15 protein-coding genes are annotated in these 16,898 nt (G+C 68.0%); 7 read left to right on the forward strand and 8 right to left on the reverse strand.

Annotated elements, in window-relative coordinates:
• Positions 1–186 precede the first annotated feature (186 nt).
• Entirely contained in the window at positions 187–1,059 is an 873-nt protein-coding gene (locus NJ1_RS06535) for an NAD-dependent protein deacetylase (protein WP_084477814.1), read from the reverse strand.
• Positions 1,060–1,210: 151 nt separating this feature from the next.
• A complete protein-coding gene (locus NJ1_RS06540; RefSeq protein WP_157573790.1) occupies positions 1,211–2,209 on the reverse strand; it encodes a 1-aminocyclopropane-1-carboxylate deaminase/D-cysteine desulfhydrase in 999 nt (332 codons plus the stop codon).
• Positions 2,210–2,331: 122 nt separating this feature from the next.
• On the opposite strand from NJ1_RS06540, the gene NJ1_RS06545 reads away from it, so the two are divergent.
• Positions 2,332–3,225, forward strand: a complete 894-nt coding sequence (locus NJ1_RS06545; RefSeq protein WP_169813099.1) for a hypothetical protein — start codon at positions 2,332–2,334, stop codon at positions 3,223–3,225.
• A 254-nt stretch (positions 3,226–3,479) separates the two neighbouring features.
• Positions 3,480–4,787, forward strand: coding sequence for a phytoene desaturase family protein (locus NJ1_RS06550; RefSeq protein ID WP_067688794.1), 1,308 nt, complete (start codon positions 3,480–3,482; stop codon positions 4,785–4,787).
• A gap of 24 nt (positions 4,788–4,811) precedes the next feature.
• Here NJ1_RS06550 and NJ1_RS06555 read toward each other — a convergent pair whose 3' ends face one another.
• Positions 4,812–5,462 (reverse strand): TetR/AcrR family transcriptional regulator, encoded by a 651-nt coding sequence (locus NJ1_RS06555; RefSeq protein ID WP_067688797.1) that lies wholly within the window; start codon positions 5,460–5,462, stop codon positions 4,812–4,814.
• Between the two features lie 123 nt (positions 5,463–5,585).
• On the opposite strand from NJ1_RS06555, the gene NJ1_RS06560 reads away from it, so the two are divergent.
• A complete protein-coding gene (locus NJ1_RS06560; RefSeq protein ID WP_084477815.1) occupies positions 5,586–7,028 on the forward strand; it encodes a cytochrome P450 in 1,443 nt (480 codons plus the stop codon).
• 63 nt (positions 7,029–7,091) lie between these two features.
• Here NJ1_RS06560 and NJ1_RS06565 read toward each other — a convergent pair whose 3' ends face one another.
• Positions 7,092–8,123, reverse strand: coding sequence for a TY-Chap domain-containing protein (locus NJ1_RS06565; protein WP_067688803.1), 1,032 nt, complete (start codon positions 8,121–8,123; stop codon positions 7,092–7,094).
• A gap of 123 nt (positions 8,124–8,246) precedes the next feature.
• On the opposite strand from NJ1_RS06565, the gene NJ1_RS06570 reads away from it, so the two are divergent.
• Positions 8,247–9,038, forward strand: a complete 792-nt coding sequence (locus NJ1_RS06570; RefSeq protein ID WP_067688806.1) for a phosphatidylethanolamine N-methyltransferase family domain-containing protein — start codon at positions 8,247–8,249, stop codon at positions 9,036–9,038.
• Between the two features lie 40 nt (positions 9,039–9,078).
• Here NJ1_RS06570 and NJ1_RS06575 read toward each other — a convergent pair whose 3' ends face one another.
• From NJ1_RS06575 to NJ1_RS06590, 4 genes are all read right to left on the reverse strand, one after another.
• A complete protein-coding gene (locus NJ1_RS06575; RefSeq protein WP_245717249.1) occupies positions 9,079–10,374 on the reverse strand; it encodes a sensor domain-containing diguanylate cyclase in 1,296 nt (431 codons plus the stop codon).
• A gap of 30 nt (positions 10,375–10,404) precedes the next feature.
• Positions 10,405–11,214, reverse strand: a complete 810-nt coding sequence (locus NJ1_RS06580) for an SAM-dependent methyltransferase (RefSeq protein ID WP_067688809.1) — start codon at positions 11,212–11,214, stop codon at positions 10,405–10,407.
• 197 nt (positions 11,215–11,411) lie between these two features.
• Positions 11,412–12,176, reverse strand: a complete 765-nt coding sequence (locus NJ1_RS06585; RefSeq protein WP_067688812.1) for a M50 family metallopeptidase — start codon at positions 12,174–12,176, stop codon at positions 11,412–11,414.
• Between the two features lie 59 nt (positions 12,177–12,235).
• Entirely contained in the window at positions 12,236–13,222 is a 987-nt protein-coding gene (locus NJ1_RS06590; RefSeq protein ID WP_067688815.1) for a methyltransferase, read from the reverse strand.
• 195 nt (positions 13,223–13,417) lie between these two features.
• On the opposite strand from NJ1_RS06590, the gene NJ1_RS06595 reads away from it, so the two are divergent.
• The 3 genes from NJ1_RS06595 to NJ1_RS06605 form a co-directional block, all read left to right on the forward strand.
• Positions 13,418–15,160 (forward strand): CDGSH iron-sulfur domain-containing protein, encoded by a 1,743-nt coding sequence (locus NJ1_RS06595; protein WP_218025136.1) that lies wholly within the window; start codon positions 13,418–13,420, stop codon positions 15,158–15,160.
• A 206-nt stretch (positions 15,161–15,366) separates the two neighbouring features.
• Positions 15,367–15,627 carry a hypothetical protein gene (locus tag NJ1_RS06600; protein ID WP_067688818.1) on the forward strand — a complete coding sequence of 87 codons (261 nt, stop codon included), beginning with the start codon at positions 15,367–15,369 and terminating at the stop codon, positions 15,625–15,627.
• A gap of 138 nt (positions 15,628–15,765) precedes the next feature.
• On the forward strand, positions 15,766–16,898 hold a 1,133-nt coding region (locus NJ1_RS06605), incomplete at its 3' end, for an LGFP repeat-containing protein (RefSeq protein ID WP_369690854.1).

Raw genomic sequence — 16,898 nt, forward strand, 5'->3', positions numbered from 1 at the left:
CTCGTCATCCGCTCATCCTCTGCAGAGCTCTGGAACCACGCCACCGAATTCACCGCCGCCAACGAGCCGCCGATACGCGTCCGTCGCTGCCGGCCGATTAACCGACCGCCCTGGCCGGGGTGACCGGCTTCGTCGTTGTACGCCGGACGGCGGCCGGAATCGGGCACGGTCAGGATCGTTCTCCACCTACGGGGCGAGGGCGTGGGCCAGTGCTTCGAGGGCGGGGGAGCAGCCGGCGTCGAGGGTGAGGGTGGCGAGGTGGTGGGCGCGGGTCTCGCCTCGGTTCAGAATGATTACGGGGCGAGCGGTTTTGGCGGCCCGGCGCGCGAAGCGCAGGCCGGACATGACGGTCAGGGAGGAACCGGCCACCAGCAGGACTTCGGCGGCATCGAGGGCCTCGAACGCGGCGGTCACCCGATCCTTGGGAACGGTCTCGCCGAAGTAGACGATGTCGGGTTTGAGCAGACCACCGCAGCGATGGCAATCGACCATGCGGAAATTCTCGGTATCGACGACGATCGCGTCGGCGTCGGGGGCGACCTCGATGCCGGTGCTTCGGGCATCCTCGGCGAAACCGGGATTGGCGGCCTCGAGCCGGTCGGCCAGGGCCATGCGGGAGATGAGCGCGTCGCAGGCCAGGCAGCGCACGCGGGCGTAGACCCCGTGCAGATCGATGACCGAGCGGTGCCCGGCCTTGGTGTGCAGCAGATCTACGTTCTGGGTGATGAGAGCGGTGACGACCCCGGAACGTTCCAGCGCGGCCAGCGCCCGATGCCCGCGATTGGGCCGGGCGGCGTCCATCGCGCGCCAGCCGATGTGATTGCGCGCCCAATAGCGTTGGCGGAACACCGGATCGCCCACGAACTGCTGGAAGGTCATCGGAGTGCGGGGTGGCGCACCGGGGCTGCGATAGTCCGGGATACCGCTGTCGGTGGAGATTCCCGCACCCGTGAGCACCGCGACACGGCGACCGGAAACCAGCTCGAGCAGGCGATCGAGCTCGGGCGCGGGCAATGCTGTCGTGGGTGCGGACAGCGGTGACGTCGCGGGTGCCGACATGGGACCAGCGTACGAGGTACCGGCAGCTGTGCCCCCGGCCACACCGTGCCAACCCCTCTACGGACCGAGGATGCCGCACGATGGACAGGAATTCGTCCGAACGGCTGCCTTCGTACCGCACCGAGCGGATCGCCGCGGCGTGAACTGCGGATCAGCGCGGGCCGTTGGTATTGAGGAACACCACCGGCCCGCCCCCGAACCGGCCTTGCGCGTTCAGCTCGAGCACGGCGGCCATCGACTTGGCGGTGTAGACCGGCTCGAGGGTGAGGTGCTCGAGATCCTCCGACAGGGTCTGGGCGGTGGTGGCTTCCATCGTCGGATGGCCGTACCCGGTCCCGAGGTAGCCGGTGACGATCTCGAGATTGCCGGTGGGGGAGATGTCGGCGGGCAGGCGCGCACCCCGATCCCGCAGCACCCCGGCGGCCCGGTCCGCGAGTCGGGAGATCGCCGATTCATCCAGTCGCAGAGTGTCGTTGACGACCACACCGACGACCCGGGTGGACAGTCCGGCCAGCCGCAGCCCGAGCGAGAGCCCGGCCACCGTGCCCCCCGAGCCCAGCGGCGCGACGATATGGGTCGGCTCGGGCAGTTCCCCGTTGCGGACCTGATCGGCCAATTCCAGTGCGGCCTCGACGTATCCGAGCGCGCCGACGGGAGAGGATCCACCGGCGGGCAGCAGATACGGCGGCCGGCGTCCGGAGAAGTTGCGCGCCAGGATGATCGGGGCCCGCAGGATGGTCCGCGCCTTGGTGTGGGTGAAGATGAGCGTCGCGCCCGAGGCGCGCAACCGCGCCAACTGCGCGCGCACGTGGTCGTCCTCCGGCTGATCGATCAGTGCGAGAACGGTTTTCAGCCCGTTCTCGCGCCCGTACAGCGCGGTCGCCAGCCCCCAATTGGTGCCGAGCCCGCCGACGGTGACGATGGTCGTGCGGCCCTGGCGCAGGGCATCCGGCAGCAGCCACTCCAATTTCCGGACCTTGTTGCCGCCCCAGCCGCCGTCGCCGAACGCGCCGTCGTCCTTGAGCCACAGATCCGCGCCGACGGTGTCGAGCGAGGACAGCAGCCGCACCGGAGTCGGACTCTTGCCCAGTACTAGATGCGGGAGGGTCTCGGTGAGTTCCGGGAATTGCCGATGGAGATGGGGCGTCACCTCTCCCAACCTAACGACTGGGCGAAGAGTTATCGACTGTCCAGTCCTGTACCTGGGAACGGTTTCGCGCCGGGCCGGTCTCGGGACGAGCGTGATGCCCTGTTCGCGAGGCAGACTGGACCATGACCCCGAATTCGGAACCGCCCGGCCGTCGACCAGGAACGATCTTCGCGTTGGCGGCGCTCGCCGCGGTCGTGGTGCTCGGCCTCGCCGCCATCGCCTATTTCGGCCTGATCCGCGACAGCGGCGACGACACCGGGGCGACCCCGACCCTGACCCCGACCGCCTCGGTCACCGGGCCCGCGACGAGCGGACCGCCGGCGAACCTGACCGGCAGCCCGCCGAGCCCGGAGGCCACGACCGCGTCCGGCCCGGAGACGACTACCGCGCCACCGACCTCCGGCACGCCCGTGACCTTCGCATATCAACCCCTGTGGCCCTTCGCGAGCGCCGCCGAGGCCATCGCCTGGCAGCAGTCGTATCACGAAGGCGGACACCAGCCGTGGCACCTCGATCCGTCGGCGGTCGCGCTGAATTTCACCCGGGGCTATCTGGGCTACACCGACCTCGATCGCGTGCTGCTCGCCACGACCAAGGGCGAAGAGTCCTGGATAACAATTGGTTACGGCAATCCCAACGGCGTCGGAATCCCCGCCGCGGAGCTTCATCTCGCGCGTCTGGGAGCCGGTGCGGACATGCCGTGGGAGGTGGTCGGCACCGAGGATCGGACCCTCACGATTGCTACTCCCGAGTACGGCGCGAAGGTCGGTTCACCGCTCGCGGTCGGCGGTCACGTCACCGGTGTGGACGAGAGCCTGCGCGTGCGAATCCACCAACTCACCGGTCCGCGATCGGTCGGTGAAATACCTGGTATCCCTGCCGGAGGCACCGACAGTCCGTGGTCTGGAACAGTCCCGTTCACCGGGACCTGCCCCGGCGTTCTCACCGTCGCGGTGTCCACTGGAGGTCACGTCGCGGAGGTCGAACGGTTCGCGGTGACCGGCGTCCACTGCTGAGCAAGATCGGCGGCCGCACCCACCCGATGGGACCCGCTGTTTTCCTGCCCTAAGTGCCGCAGGACAGATGGTCGCCCGGTAACGTAGTACCAGGCGAACGGAGCTGACCGCGAACGTGGGAACTGCGGCAGCAACGGGCGGGCATCGCCGCTCGAGGGGGATTGGGAGGCTCAGGTACCGACAGGCTCGACGCCTTTGCCCAAGGCGATTTCTATGTGTTCAGCATGTGTTAAGCATTCTCGAGGAGCCTCGCCATGAGCGGGAACAACTGGGACGTATTGGTTGTCGGCGCCGGGGTGGGCGGGCTCTGTGCCGCCGCCCGGCTCGCACATCACGGTTACCGCACGTTGGTGGTCGAACGTCTGGATAGGGTCGGTGGCCGCGCGTCCACCGACGTGGTCGACGGATTCACGATCAACAACGGCGCTGTCGCCGTGGAATTGGGTGGCGTCACCGAGCAGACATTCGCCGATGTCGGCGCGAAATTCGAAGTGCGCCCGGTGGATCCGCCGATCCTCTACCGAATCAACGGTAAGGACGTCGATGTCAGCAGTGGCGGCTGGGGCCTGTTGATTTCGCAGCTCACCAGGCAAGGCGCGACTCTGCTCAAGGGCATCGGTGCGGCGCGGCAGGACAGCGGGCTGCCTGCCCGGGAACTTTCCACCGCGGACTGGGTGCGCCGTTACACGAAGAACGATGCGGTGCAAGGCATCTTCCGCAATATGTGCGGATCGGTCTTCGCGGTCGGCTCGGAGGAGTTGCCCGCTCGGGTCTTCCTCACCTACTTCACGCGCAAATCCGCGTTCAAGCGCTTCGGTTTCTGCCCCGACGGCACCATCGGCATCTGGAAGTCGCTCGCCGAGGTCGTCGAGCGGGAGGGCGGCGCGGTCTGGCTCGACAGCGAGGTGCAACGCCTCGAGGTCACCGACGGCCGCATCAGCGGTGCGCGCATCCGCCGGGGCGGGGAGATCGTCGATATCACCTGCGGTGTCGCGGTGAGCGACATCGGGCCGTCGGCCACTCTGGATCTGGTCGGACCGGAGCATCTGCCGTCCGATTACGTCGGCACCGTGCTGCAAGGGGATCTGCCGTGCGCGATGATCTCGGTGAACTTCGCCAGCCGCGAACCGCTCGTGAGCGCTCCCGGTCTGCTGAGCTTCGCCCGCACCCGCAGGCTCTGCTACATCGCGAACTTCACCACGGTGTGCCCAGAGATGGCGCCGGAGGGCTGGCATCTCTACGTGGGCGCCGGCGTGCCGAAACCCTCGGTCGGTGATTTCGACCCCGAGGCCGAAGCCGCGCTGGTGCTGCAGGATCTGCGTGAGGAGATCCCGGGGTTCGAGCAGGCGCGCATTCTCTCGATCGTGGTCAATCGCGACGAGTGGCCGCCGCAGCGCGCGGTCGCCGGCTACGACATGCCGCACTCGACTCCGATTCCCAATCTCTGGAATGTCGGTGACGGGGTGAAGGAGTACGCGAACGGCGGTGTCACCGCGTGCGCGGAAACCGCCAAGGTCGTGGTCGAGGAGATCGTGCTGAGCGGGGTCGGCCAGCCGGTCTGATGCCCGAGCCGATCGATCCGGCGCTCACTCGAGTTTCCGGGCCAGGTCCGGGAGCCGGTCCACCATGGCCACCGCGTAATCGGCGACGATGCCGATCAGCACCGGCCGCTCCACCTTCAGGCCGCCGTCGAGCCAGACCATGACCAGTTCGGCGGCGCCACCGGTGATCAGCTGGGCGAGCGCGGTCAGCGCCGTCTCCTCCTCGCCGTCGGGGATGTCCAGCAGCACCCGGGTCTGATCGACGATCAGCTGTGCGACCTCGCGCATCCCCTCGAATCGCAGCCGGGTCAGGGCCTCGCTGCCGTAGGCCTGGGCGAAGGCGATATTGGCGCGCCGCGGATCGTCGGTGACCGCCACGATGAGCGCGGCCACACCCGCCCGGATCTTGTCCTCCGGACTGCCCGGCGTCTCCTGCATGGTGGTGCGGGCACAGTCCAGCGCCTCGCGCTGCACCTCCTCGAGCAGGGTCCCGGCCAGCGCGTCCAGATCGGTGAACGCCTCGTAGAAGAAGCGCGGCCCCACTCGCGCCCGCTCGCACACTCCGCGCACGGTCAAGGCCGACAAGCCCTGCGTGCCAACGATATCCAGCGCCGCGTCCAGGAGTCTGCGGCGGCGCTGTTCGCGTCGCTCGTCGGTCGTGGTGCCGCGATAGGTGCCACTGAAAGCCCGGGTCACCTTGCAAGCTTGGCACAGAAATCGGGAAACAACCGTTTACGGAAACATTTGTTTCCGATATCGTGAGTTCAGGCGTTCGAACGGAGACCAACGATGAATCTCCTTGTAACCAGGGAATTTCCGATGCCAAGCGCGCTCGCGGAGCGCCACCTCAGAGCCCGGTTGAATCACCGGATCCAGCGTCGCGTGGGCGAGGTCCTGGAGCGATATCCCTCACCGCCCCGTGCCCTGGCCGAACCACCCGAGGGCAGCGGCCTGCGCCCGCTGCCGGGCGACTTCGGCGCACCCGGTGTCGGCCATATGCTCAGCAGCTTCTCCGATCCGGTCGGCTTCGCCCGGAAACGGATAGCGCGCTACGGCCCGGTGCAGTGGATGGGTGGCTTCGGTCGCCCGATCGTGGGCGTATCGAGCCCCGAGGCGATCGAGGTGGTGCTGTTGGACCGGCAGCGTGTCTTCTCCGCGCAGAACGGCTGGAATTTCGTGATCGGCCCGTTCTTCCGCGGCGGGATCATGTTGCGCGACTACGACGAACACGCGTATCACCGCCGGATCCTGCAGCAGGCCTTCACCAGACCGCGCCTGATGGGCTATCTGGATCTCACCACGCCCAGGATCGTGCGCGGCATCGACGCGTGGCGGCCGCGGCGCGACTTCCGGCTCTACGACCACGTCAAACAGTTGCTGCTGGAGCAGGCCACGGTCGCGTTCGTCGGCGCCGAACTCGGTCCGGAGGGCACCCGGCTGGCGCACGCCTTCGAAGAGGCGGTGCAGGGCGGGCAGGCGGTGTTCCGCACGAATGTGCCCGGGGGAGTGTGGCATCGGGGTCTGCGCGGTCGGCGGGTGCTCGAGGAGTACTTCCGCCGGGAGCTGCCGGGCAAGCGCGCCGGGGACGGTGACGACCTGTTCAGCGTGCTGTGCCATGCCGAGACCGAGGACGGTGAGTCCTTCACCGACGACGACGTCGTCGACCACATGATCTTCGTGATGATGGCGGCGCACGACACCAGCACCATCGCCATTTCCATGCTGGCCTACGAACTGGCCCGGCAGCCCGAATGGCAGGAGCGCCTGCGCGCCGAATCGCGCGCCCTGGGCACTCCGATCCTGGGCTACGCCGATCTGGACCGGCTGCCCGGGCTCGAGATGGCGTTCAAGGAGACGCTGCGCATGCACTCGCCGGTCGTCGGCCAGGCCCGTGAAACCCTCGCGGACACAGACATTCTCGGCTACTACGTACCCCGGGGCACGCTGGTGATGGTCAGCCCGCACGGGATGATGCGCTCACAGGAGTACTGGCACGATCCGGATGTCTTCGATCCGGAACGGTTCGATCCGGCACGCGCCGAGGACAAGGCGCACCGGTACGTCTGGCCGCCCTTCGGCGGCGGCGCGCACAAGTGCATCGGCCGGTACTTCGGCGGTATGACGGTGAAGGCGGTGCTGCACCGCATGCTGCTGAACTACCGCTGGAGCGTCCCGGCGGACTACGACCTGCCGCTGGTGATCGGTACCGGGCCCAAACCCGCCGACGGCCTGCCGATCCGCCTGGAACGCCTGACCGACTGATCGCTCCCGGCCGCGGCGATCCATGCCGCGGCCGAAAGCGCGTGTGCCCGAGCCGAGATCGGCTCACCGCACGTCGCGCGGAATGCCCAGCTCGAGGTCCAGGTACCGCATGTCCTGATCGCGCCGGCGGCCGTTGCGGAACGCCCGGAACACCAGATCCTGCGGATGCCGCACGGTGAACACCTCGCGGAAGGTGGCCACCGTGCGTTGCGGCGCGCCCAGCAGGCGGGGGTTGTATCCGGCCTGCGCCAGCGGACCCTCCCAGATCAGCGCCGCTCCGCCCGGCACGCTGTGCGGGGCGAAGCTCCAGCCGAGATCCCGCATGCGCCGGTCGAATTCGCTCGCGCCGAGCCCGGCCACGTCCCAGCCGCTGGCCTCGTTGAACAGTTGCCTGCCGTGCAGGAACTGGACGAAGCACGGATCCGGGCCCGGATGCGGGGTGCTGATGCTGATCACGCCGTCCCACGGCAGCGTGGTCAGCGCCCAGGCCAGCCGGGCCTCGAAATCGGCCCAGTCCGTGCACATTACGGGCGCGTCGCGTTCGCTGGGGCGATCCCCGGCCAACCCGTAGGTGCCGGTCTCGGGCGAGTCCAGACTCCACGCGGTGAACCGCAGCCGATCCGCGGACATGTCCAGCCCGTTGCGCAGCACGGTCACCAGCGAGTCCGCTATGTGGCGGCGCTGATCTATGCTCGCACCGCGTCGCCAGCCCGTGGTCCATTCGCGCGCCAGCTGCGGTTGTTCCTGTACGCGTCGGACCGCGCGCCATTGCGGATCCGGTGTCGCCGCATCCGATTCCAGCGCCAGCGGCACCGGATCCCAGATCCCGTCCGGCTGCGTGCGCAGCACCGAGAGCAGCCGATCGGCGTCGGCGGTGTCCTCGGGAACCGCGATCACCGCCTCGACATCACTGCCCTGTTGCGCGAAATGCACATGCCGCCCGAGGCTTTCGTCGCGGATCTGGATGAATCTGGGGTTCCACTCCAACCCCGCCGGCTCGCCCCCGAGCCCGCTGTCGGCCTGATCCTCCTCGAGGAAGAACGGCATCCAGTGCGACAGCACACGCCACCCCTCCGCACCCACCTTGGCACCCACCTTGCCTCCCTCCGGGTTTCCTCGAACCTACCGGGCGGTACCTGCCGTTGCGTCACTATGGCTTCCGGTCGCTATGCCCGCCGTGGTAGAACCTGTTCTAGTTTTTCCAATGAAGGACCGTGAATGAACTGGTACACCGGTAACACTGTTTACGACACCGTGCTCACGATCGCGCTGGCTTTCACCGCGTTCGTGCTGGTGGGTGGGCTTTTCGGGCAAAGCCCGTACGGCCGATTCGCCACCGCGAAGCTCGGCCTCAACCTGAACCCGAAGCTCGGCTGGTGGCTGATGGAGATTCCAGCCACCGTGGTCTTCGCGGTCGCCTATCTGACCGGTCCGAACCGATTCGAGCCGACTTCGCTGGTGCTGGCGGCCATCTGGATTCTGCACTACGGCAATCGCGGGTGGTTCTTCCCCCTCTCGATTCGCCAAGTCCCCGGCAAACAAACCAGTTTCAATGTCTCGGTGCTCGGCATGGGCATGCTCGTCACCACCATGCACGGCTACCTGAACGGCGCGCTGTTCAGCCACGACTACTTCGGGCAGTACGGCACCGCGTGGCTGACCGATCCGCGCTTCCTGATCGGACTGGTGATCTACCTCGCCGGGTTCGCCCTGCTGGTGAGTTCCGAGGGGATCGTTCGCAATCTGCGCGACAAGAACAATCCGGGCGCAACGGAATACAAGGTGCCGTACGGTCTCGGCTTCAAGTTCGTCACCAGCCCCACCTATCTGGGTGAGCTGCTCGCCTGGGCCGGATTCGCGCTTCTGACCTGGGCGCTGCCCGGCGTGATCATCTTCCTGATCACCTTCGGCAATCTGGTTCCGCGCGCCTTCGCCACCCACGCCTGGTACCGGGAGAAGTTCGCCGACTACCCGCCGGAGCGAAAAGCGCTGGTGCCGTTCGTCGTCTAGGCGGTCGTGCGGCCGGTCCCGGCGCTGTGGGACCTGCTCGTCACTTCGTGTGGGACCTGCTCGTCATCCCGTGGCGTGACGCCTTGTCTCGGTACATGGCGGTGTCCACGGCGTGCATGAGCTCGTCGATGGCGGTGGAGCGGGTATCCACCAGCGCGGTACCGATACTCGCGCCCACCGTGACCGAGAGCCCGGCCACGTCGAACGGATCCCGTAGCGCCCCCAGCAGATCGCGTGCCACCGTGGTCAATTCCTGCTCCCCGGAACAGTTCTCGATCAGCACGATGAATTCGTCGCCGCCCAGCCGGGCGATCGTCGCACCGGTGGGCAGGGCCGCGCGCAGCCGGTGCGCCACATCGCAGAGCACGTGATCACCCGCGGTGTGCCCGCGCCGGTCGTTGATCTCCTTGAACCCGTCCAGATCCAGATAGCAGACGCCCACCTGCCCGTCGGCGGCGGCGAGCCGGTCGAAGAACAGCAGCCGGTTCGGCAGTCCGGTGAGCGAATCGTGGTGTGCGTCGTACCAGAGCTGGTCGGCCAGCGCCTTGCGCTCGGTGACATCGACGGTGACCCCGATGAGAAAGCGGGGCTTGCCGTCGCTGTCGCGGACCACGGTCATGGACAGGTCGATGATCGCGGTGCTGCCGTCCTGGCGGGTGTGTACGGTCTCGGTGCGGAACCGCTGGATCTCACCCGAGAGCAGACGCTGGAACTGGGCGAAGGCGTCGCCGATGTTCACCGGGCCGAGGATGTCCGCGACCGAGCGGCCCGGCATCGATTCGGCGGGCACGCCGAGCGCTTCGGCCATGGCGTTGTTCACGTCGACCACCTGGCCGGTGGTGACGTCGACTGTCCCGATGCCCACCGAGGCGCCCTCGAAGATGGCTTGGAAGCGGGCCTCGGACAGTTGCCGTCGCGCCTCGGCCTCCCGCGCGGCGGTCAGCGCGGCGGCGAGGGTGGCTTCCTGTTCCGCGAGTGCGGCATTGCGCAGTCCGGAGGTGAACTCGGCCGCGAATTCGGCCGCCACGGCCACGGCCCGATCCCGCACGGCCGCATACTCGGGGCAGGCCGGATCGGGGCATACGGCGGTCACCAGATCCCGGCACAGCACCAGTACCGAGCGGTGCACGGCCAGGGGGTCACGGTAGTTGGCGGCCACCAGCGCCGCGGCGGCGTCGCGGGCCACCGAGAGGTCCTCGGTGCCCCGCACCGCCGCGACGAGCCGCTCGGCGAAGCCGTCGAGCAGGCACTCCACCTCGGTTCTGGTGAGCGTCGGAGCGACCGCGCCGTCGAGCATCTCTGCCCACAGCACCGCCAGCTCGTGTGCCGCGCCCACCGGAAACCCCTGCCTGCCGTCGAAACTCGCTCAGCCCTTGCGGCCGACTCCCGCAAGCCCGAGCGAACGACCGGGAGCCTCGTGCTGATCGCGATCGGACTCCGGCCGCCACAATGGCAATTCCACCACACCGGGCTCGATCAGCTCCCAGCCGTCGAACATCGCGGTGATCGCCTCGCGTCCGCGGAAGTGAATGCCGACCTTGCTCTTGTTCGCGGCGTTCGCACCGAGCTTCGCGGCATCCTCCGGCCGGGTGGCCGAGGTGAGGTGTGAGATGGCCACGAAGCTGCCGGTCGGCATCACCGCACGCAGATCCGAGACCATCTCGGCCGGGCGGTCATCGTCGGCAAGCAGGTGCAGCACCGCGATCAGCAGGACGCCGACCGGCTGATCGAGATCGATCAGCCCGGTGGCCCCGGCCCGCTCCATCAGTTCGGCGGGCTTGCGCAGATCCGCCTCGACGGCGGTGGCGTTGTCGTTGTCGCTCAGGATCGCGCGGGCGTGCGCCACCGCGACCGGATCGATGTCGACGTAGAGCACGCGGCACTCCGGATCGATCTCCTGCGCGATCTCGTGCACATTGCCCGCGGTCGGGATGCCGGAGCCGATATCGAGGAACTGTCGCACGCCCGAGTCCACCAGGAAGCGCACCGCCCGCCGCAGGAACGCGCGATTGCTCAACGCCAGCCGCGGCAGATCGGGCACCAGGGCCTTGCCCTGCTCCGCGGCCTGCCGATCGACCTCGAAGTTGTGCGAGCCGCCCAGCAGCGCGTCGTACATGCGCGCGGGACTCGGCAGCGTCATGTCGACGCCCTCCGGTGCCCATGTCGGTCTGTCCATCCGAAAAACCCTCCTGCGACAACGTGCCGACCCCGCCGGTGCTCCGGACCGGCTCAGTGCGTCCAGCCGAGGCGGCGGCGCGTGGGAACGACCCGTCGCCACCCGGACGGTGCTGTGCGCATGTTAGCCGTAGTTCTCGGAAGTCCTTGCGGCGATACCTTTCTCGTGGAGCACGAGCCGGATCACCGCGCGGCGGATCACGCGCACGTGCTGTGCGTGAGCGGCGGCACGCAGACCCCGGTCGTATCGGCCAAGAGCAGCCGAGCACCCAGGACCAGCGAACACAGCGCCACCAGACCGAACAGCAACACCCACACTAGTCCGGGAATCCGCGTCAGGCGCGCCAGCTGATCGGCGTCGGAATTGGGCTCGTGCCGGCGGTTGCGCTGCAGTTCGATGACCGGCCGCACCGCGGCGAACAGCAGAAACCAGGCCGCGGAGTAGGCGAGCGCCGCCTGGGTGGTGTCGGTGCCGAACCAGGACACCACGAACACGATGCCGCCGGTCACCACCATCGAGAGCAGACCGTAGCCGTTGCGCACCTTCACCAGCAGCACCAGCAACAGCGCGATGGTCAGCCACAGCATGAGCGTGATGCGATGCGCGCCCAGCAGCGCCGCGTACCCGAGACCGACCAGCGCCGGCGCGGGATAACCGGCCGCGCTGGTCAGAATCATGCCGAAGCCGTACGGTTTTCCGCTCGACACCGTGAGTCCGGAAGTGTCCGAATGCAATCGGATGCTGTTGAGCCTGCGGCCGGTGAGCAGCGCGGTGAACGCGTGCCCGCCCTCGTGCGCGATCGTCACGATATTGCGCAGAATCCGCCACGTCGGCCGGAAAACGACCAGGAGCAGCGCGATCGCGCCGGTCCCGATCACCAGTTGCCAGGGCGGCGGGGTCTGCGTGGTGGTCAGCCGATCCAGGATCGTGCTGCCGCGTTCGGCCAACTCTGCGGTGTTCACCGCCGAACCATAGCGACTCCGGCTGTCGCCGACCACAGGTCTGCTATTAGTCAGCTCCGCTATTTGACCGCCCAGACCATCGATTCCGATGCGGTCAGGCGGTGGGTGCGCGGATCGCGGAAGCCCGCGTCGGTCAACCAGTTCCGGAGATCGGCGGCGGTGTAGTCGAAACCCCCGTCGGTCTCGATGAGCGTATTGAGACTCATCAGCAGGCCGGCGAGATTGCTGCGGCGATCGTCGTCGATGAGCGTCTCGTAGACGATGATCGCGCCGCCCTGGGGCAGGACGCGATGCGCCTTGGCCAGCAACATGCGCTTGGTGTCGAGGTCCCAGTCGTGCAATATGCGCCCGAACACCAGCACATCGGTGCCCGGGAGCGCGTCGGTGAACAGGTCCCCGGCGCGGAATCTCACGCGATCACCCAGCGGCGCAACATATTCGGTGAACGCGGGCTCGGCATCGGGTAGATCGAAGCCGATGCCGTGCAGATGCGGATGCCGATGCAGCAGCGTGCGCAGCAGGGCGCCCTGTGCGGACCCGATGTCCGCGACGCTGTTCCAGCGGTGCCACGGAAACAGTTCCGCGATGGCGCGGGCGCTGGGCAGGGTCAGCCCGGTCCGGGCGCACTGGGCTTCGCGCAGCCGGCGCGGGTCGCTGTACAGCTCGTCGAACTCCTCACCGCCGTGCTTGACCTCGTTCTGTGGCAGGCCTGTGCGCAGGCCCTCGGTCAATCCGCTCCACAGGGGGTACAGGCGGGTCGCCGCCATTTCCAGGAAGCCGCCGAGATATTCGTGGCGGCGGCGGTCCAGGTAGGCGGCGGTGTCGGGGGTGTTCGCGTAGCGGCCGTCCGCGCGGCGCAACATGTCCATGGCGACCAGGGCGTCCAGGAAGTCTTCGGCCGCGCGCGGGTGCAGTCCTAATTCCTCGCGTAGCTCCTGCGCGGTCAGCCGTCGTTCGCCGAGCGTGGTGAACACTCCCATCTCCACGGCGCTGAGCAGCGTCCTGGACGCCCAGAAACCCATCCCGATCTCGAGGATCCGCTCCATGACGATCCACCCTAACCACGACCGCGGTCCGGGTAGGGAGGCGCGACGCTGTTCCGGGGCAACACTTTTCGCCCGGCGGGAATGGGTTAGGGCATTCGTCCGATAGCGGACAAAAGAACAGCCTCATAGTGTCGGAAGGTCGGCGAGTTCGGTGCCAGAAGCGTCCGGCGTTGCAGAGCAGACAGGACATCCGAGGTGCAGAACGAACTGGAGTCGGTGCTGATCCGGGCCATGGGCCTGGACCGGTGGCTGGCGCAATCGATGGCCGGGCATCCCGAGGCGAACGAGTCCCCGCTGCGGGACACCGTGATCCGCCCGCTGACCCAGGCGTATACCGACCTCACCGGCTCGGCCCCCGGATCACACACGGCGGCCGACGGTGTGGGCTCGGCCGTGGATCCGGATACGTTGTGGCAGTTGGCATATGACGTGACCGCGCTGCGCGGCGCATCGGACGCGCCACTCGGGTTACAGGAGGCGGCGGCCGCGCTGCAGCATCTGGCCATCCTGTCCGCGGCCGATCCTCAGGCCCGGATCGCCGAGCTCGCGGCCCTGCAGGCCGATCTGGAATCGCGGATCGAGGTGGTGCCCGACGGTCCGTATCTGCTCACCAACCCCGCCGCTGTCACCGATTGGCTCGGTGTTCCGGTACCGGCGCTGCCGCAGATGGCGCTGTGCCGCTGCGGCGCCTCGGAGACGAAACCGCTGTGCGACGGCAGCCATGCCCGGATCGGATTCGACGACGCCAAGGATTCGAACCGGGTGCCGGACCGGCGTGAGGACTACGAGGGCGTCGCGGTCACGGTGCTCGACAATCGCGGGTTGTGCGCGCACGCCGGATTCTGCACCGATCGGGTGCCGACCGTATTCCGCGCGGGCGCAGAGCCTTTCGTCGCACCCAGCGGCGGGCGCGGGGACGAGATCGAGCGGGCGGTGCGGGCCTGCCCGTCCGGCGCGCTCGGATATGCCGTCGACGGGATCGAGGCCGCCGCGCCGGTGCGCCCGCCCGCCGTCGAGGTGTCCAAGGACGGTCCGTACCGCGTCACCGGCGGCATTCCGCTGGCCGGGGCAGGGCCGCGCAATGCGGGAGCCTCGCTCGAGCACTACTCGCTGTGCCGCTGCGGGCATTCGCAGAACAAGCCGTTCTGCAGCGGTATGCACTGGTACGTCGACTTCCACGATCCCGCGCCGTCGCCGGAGCCGACACTGTTCGAATGGGCGGGCGGACTGCCCGCGCTGACCAGGATGACGAACATCTTCTACGGCAAATACGTCCCGGAGGATCCACTGCTGGCCCCGCTGTTCGCCCGGATGTCCCCGGATCATCCGCAGCGCGTGGCGGCGTGGCTGGGTGAAACCTTCGGCGGCCCGCGGTATTACACCGACCGATACGGCGGCTACGACCATATGGTGGCCGAGCACGCCGGGAAATCACTGACCGAAGAATGGCGGGCCCGGTGGGCGCAGCTCATCTCGCGCGCCGCCGACGATGCCGGACTGCCGACCGATCCGGAGTTCCGGGCCGCGTTCGCCGCCTATATCGAGTGGGGTTCGCGGATCGCGGTCGAGAACTCCCAGCCCGGTGCGACGCCGCCACCGCACATGCCGGTGCCGCGCTGGTGGTGGGTATGCAACGCCACGCCGGGGTCGCGCGTGTCGGCACTGGCCGCGCCCGTCGAGCGTGAGAAGGTCGTCGACCTTCCCGCGGCCGATGAGATCGTCAGCTTCGCCCGGCACATCAAACCCCTGTTCCGCGAGATGGATCGCAAGTCGATGAGTTTCGTGTTCGATCTCTGGTCACATGCCGACGTCACGAAGCACGGGGCGGCCATTCTGGAGCGGCTGGACAAGGGGTCCATGCCGTGCGACGGCCGCTGGCCGCAGGAGCACGTCGACCTTTTCGCTCGCTGGATCGGAGCGGACGACCCGGCCGAGTAGCTGAATGAATGCTGAGTAGCGCCGACCCCGGCCGGCGATGCCGCGTACAGGTCTTCGAACAGGTGAAAAGCGAGAGTGTCGGTTGCTTTTTGCCGGGTATAGCAGTGGTGATTCGGAAACTCGCGATTCCGTTTGTCGGCGACGGCAAATGTCGCGGGGCTATCGTGAGGATCGCTACTCGCTCGTCCACATTCGAAGGAGGAAGCATGGAATGGCTTTTGGGTGTACTCGGCGGCGTGGTCGGCGGTGGGGTCGGTGGTGCGAAGAGTCCGCTCGGCCCGGTGGTGAACGGCGCGGCCGGTGCGGTCGGCGGTGGAATCACCGGAGCCATCATTCAGGCGGCCACCGGTAGTGGCCTGGACTTCGGCCAGATTCTGGCTCAGGTCGCCGGCGGCGGAGCGGTGGGCGCGGTCTTGGCCGCGATCACCGGTTTCGTGACGAAGTCGAAGGCGGCCAAGGTGGGCTGAGTCCTTCGGCGGCCCAATTCTCTTCGGCACCACATCATTTCTCCACGGCAGCGCGGACCCATAGTGTGAATTCGGTGATTCGTTGCATCGAGTGTTGTTTGTTCCCAAGCTGATCGACCTCTTATTAGGAGTGCTTCGATGACGGTTAGGAAGAAATCCAAGTGTGCGGCGGCGACGAGTTTCGGTTTCGCCCTTACGCTCGGTGCTGGAGTATTGCTGGGACCCTCCGCTTTCGCTCAACCGGCGGGCTCGGACACCGCGATCGTTGAGCACTACAACCAGTGGGGCGGCGCGTCCTCCCCGCTCGGCGCCGCCCAGGGCACGGTCTACGCCTTCGGCGCCGACGGCGCGGCGCAGGACTATCAGGGCGGCAAGATCGTCTACTCGCCCGAGACCGGCGCCCGCGTCATGTACGGGGTCATCCTCGACAAGTATCTGCTGCTGGGCGGCGGCAACTCCGACATCGGCTACCCGCGCAACGACGAATCCGACTCCTCGACGCCGGGCGCGGCCCGCTTCAACGAGTTCTCCGCGCCCGACGGCGCGACGATGTATTGGAGTCCCGAGACCGGAGCCTGGCTGGTGCGCGGTCCGATCCGCTCGGCATGGTCGGCCCTCGGCGCGACCAACGGTGTGCTGGGCAGCCCCACCACCGACACCACGGTCGTCGACGGCGTCTACAGCCAGACCTTCGCCGGCAAGGACGGCAATCCCGTCGAGGTGCGCTGGAGCAAGGAGGGCGGATTCGTCACCGTCCCACCGGAAATCGCCGCCCAGCTGAGCGGGCTCGACGTCTCGGTCCCGGGGCAGGCTCCCGGCGCCGTGGTCTCCGGGGCGGTCCCACCGCCCTCCGCGGCCTCGGATCCGAACGCGTCGGACAACTCATCCGAGGCCGCCTCCGATTCCGATGACAAGGACTCCAACTCCAAATGGTGGGCCCTGCCCATCGGCTTGGTCATCGCGGGCGCGGCGGGCTTCCTGGCCTCCAAGGTGCGCGGTGGATCGGGTGGATCGGGTGCCTCCGGTGCGCACGCTCAGGGTGCGACCGCGACCGGCGGCCCGGCCGGACCCCGCCCGGGTGGGGGAGTCGGCTCGGGCGCGGGTGGCGCCGCCACCGCCGGTGCGGCCGGAAGTGCCGGTGCCGCAGGGCTTTCGGGCTCGGCGGTGTCGGCGGGATCCGCGATACCGGATTCCCTCGGGGTCGGTGCGGACTCGGCCGCTGGGTCGGGCTCGGGCCTCTCGGGCCGGGCAGTGGCGGCCGGTGCCGCGGG

The sequence above is a fragment of the Nocardia jejuensis NBRC 103114 genome (assembly GCF_001613145.1).
GTDB lineage: Bacteria > Actinomycetota > Actinomycetes > Mycobacteriales > Mycobacteriaceae > Nocardia > Nocardia jejuensis.

Bases quoted from the DNA above. Each gene is read 5' to 3' on its own strand.
- NJ1_RS06570 (WP_067688806.1), top strand. From the start codon at position 8,247: ATGAACTGGTACACCGGTAACACTGTTTACGACACCGTGCTCACGATC.
- NJ1_RS06600 (WP_067688818.1), top strand. From the start codon at position 15,367: ATGGAATGGCTTTTGGGTGTACTCGGCGGCGTGGTCGGCGGTGGGGTC.
- NJ1_RS06545 (WP_169813099.1), top strand. From the start codon at position 2,332: ATGACCCCGAATTCGGAACCGCCCGGCCGTCGACCAGGAACGATCTTC.
- NJ1_RS06535 (WP_084477814.1), bottom strand. From the start codon at position 1,059: ATGTCGGCACCCGCGACGTCACCGCTGTCCGCACCCACGACAGCATTG.
- NJ1_RS06580 (WP_067688809.1), bottom strand. From the start codon at position 11,214: ATGGACAGACCGACATGGGCACCGGAGGGCGTCGACATGACGCTGCCG.
- NJ1_RS06590 (WP_067688815.1), bottom strand. From the start codon at position 13,222: ATGGAGCGGATCCTCGAGATCGGGATGGGTTTCTGGGCGTCCAGGACG.
- NJ1_RS06560 (WP_084477815.1), top strand. From the start codon at position 5,586: ATGCCAAGCGCGCTCGCGGAGCGCCACCTCAGAGCCCGGTTGAATCAC.
- NJ1_RS06550 (WP_067688794.1), top strand. From the start codon at position 3,480: ATGAGCGGGAACAACTGGGACGTATTGGTTGTCGGCGCCGGGGTGGGC.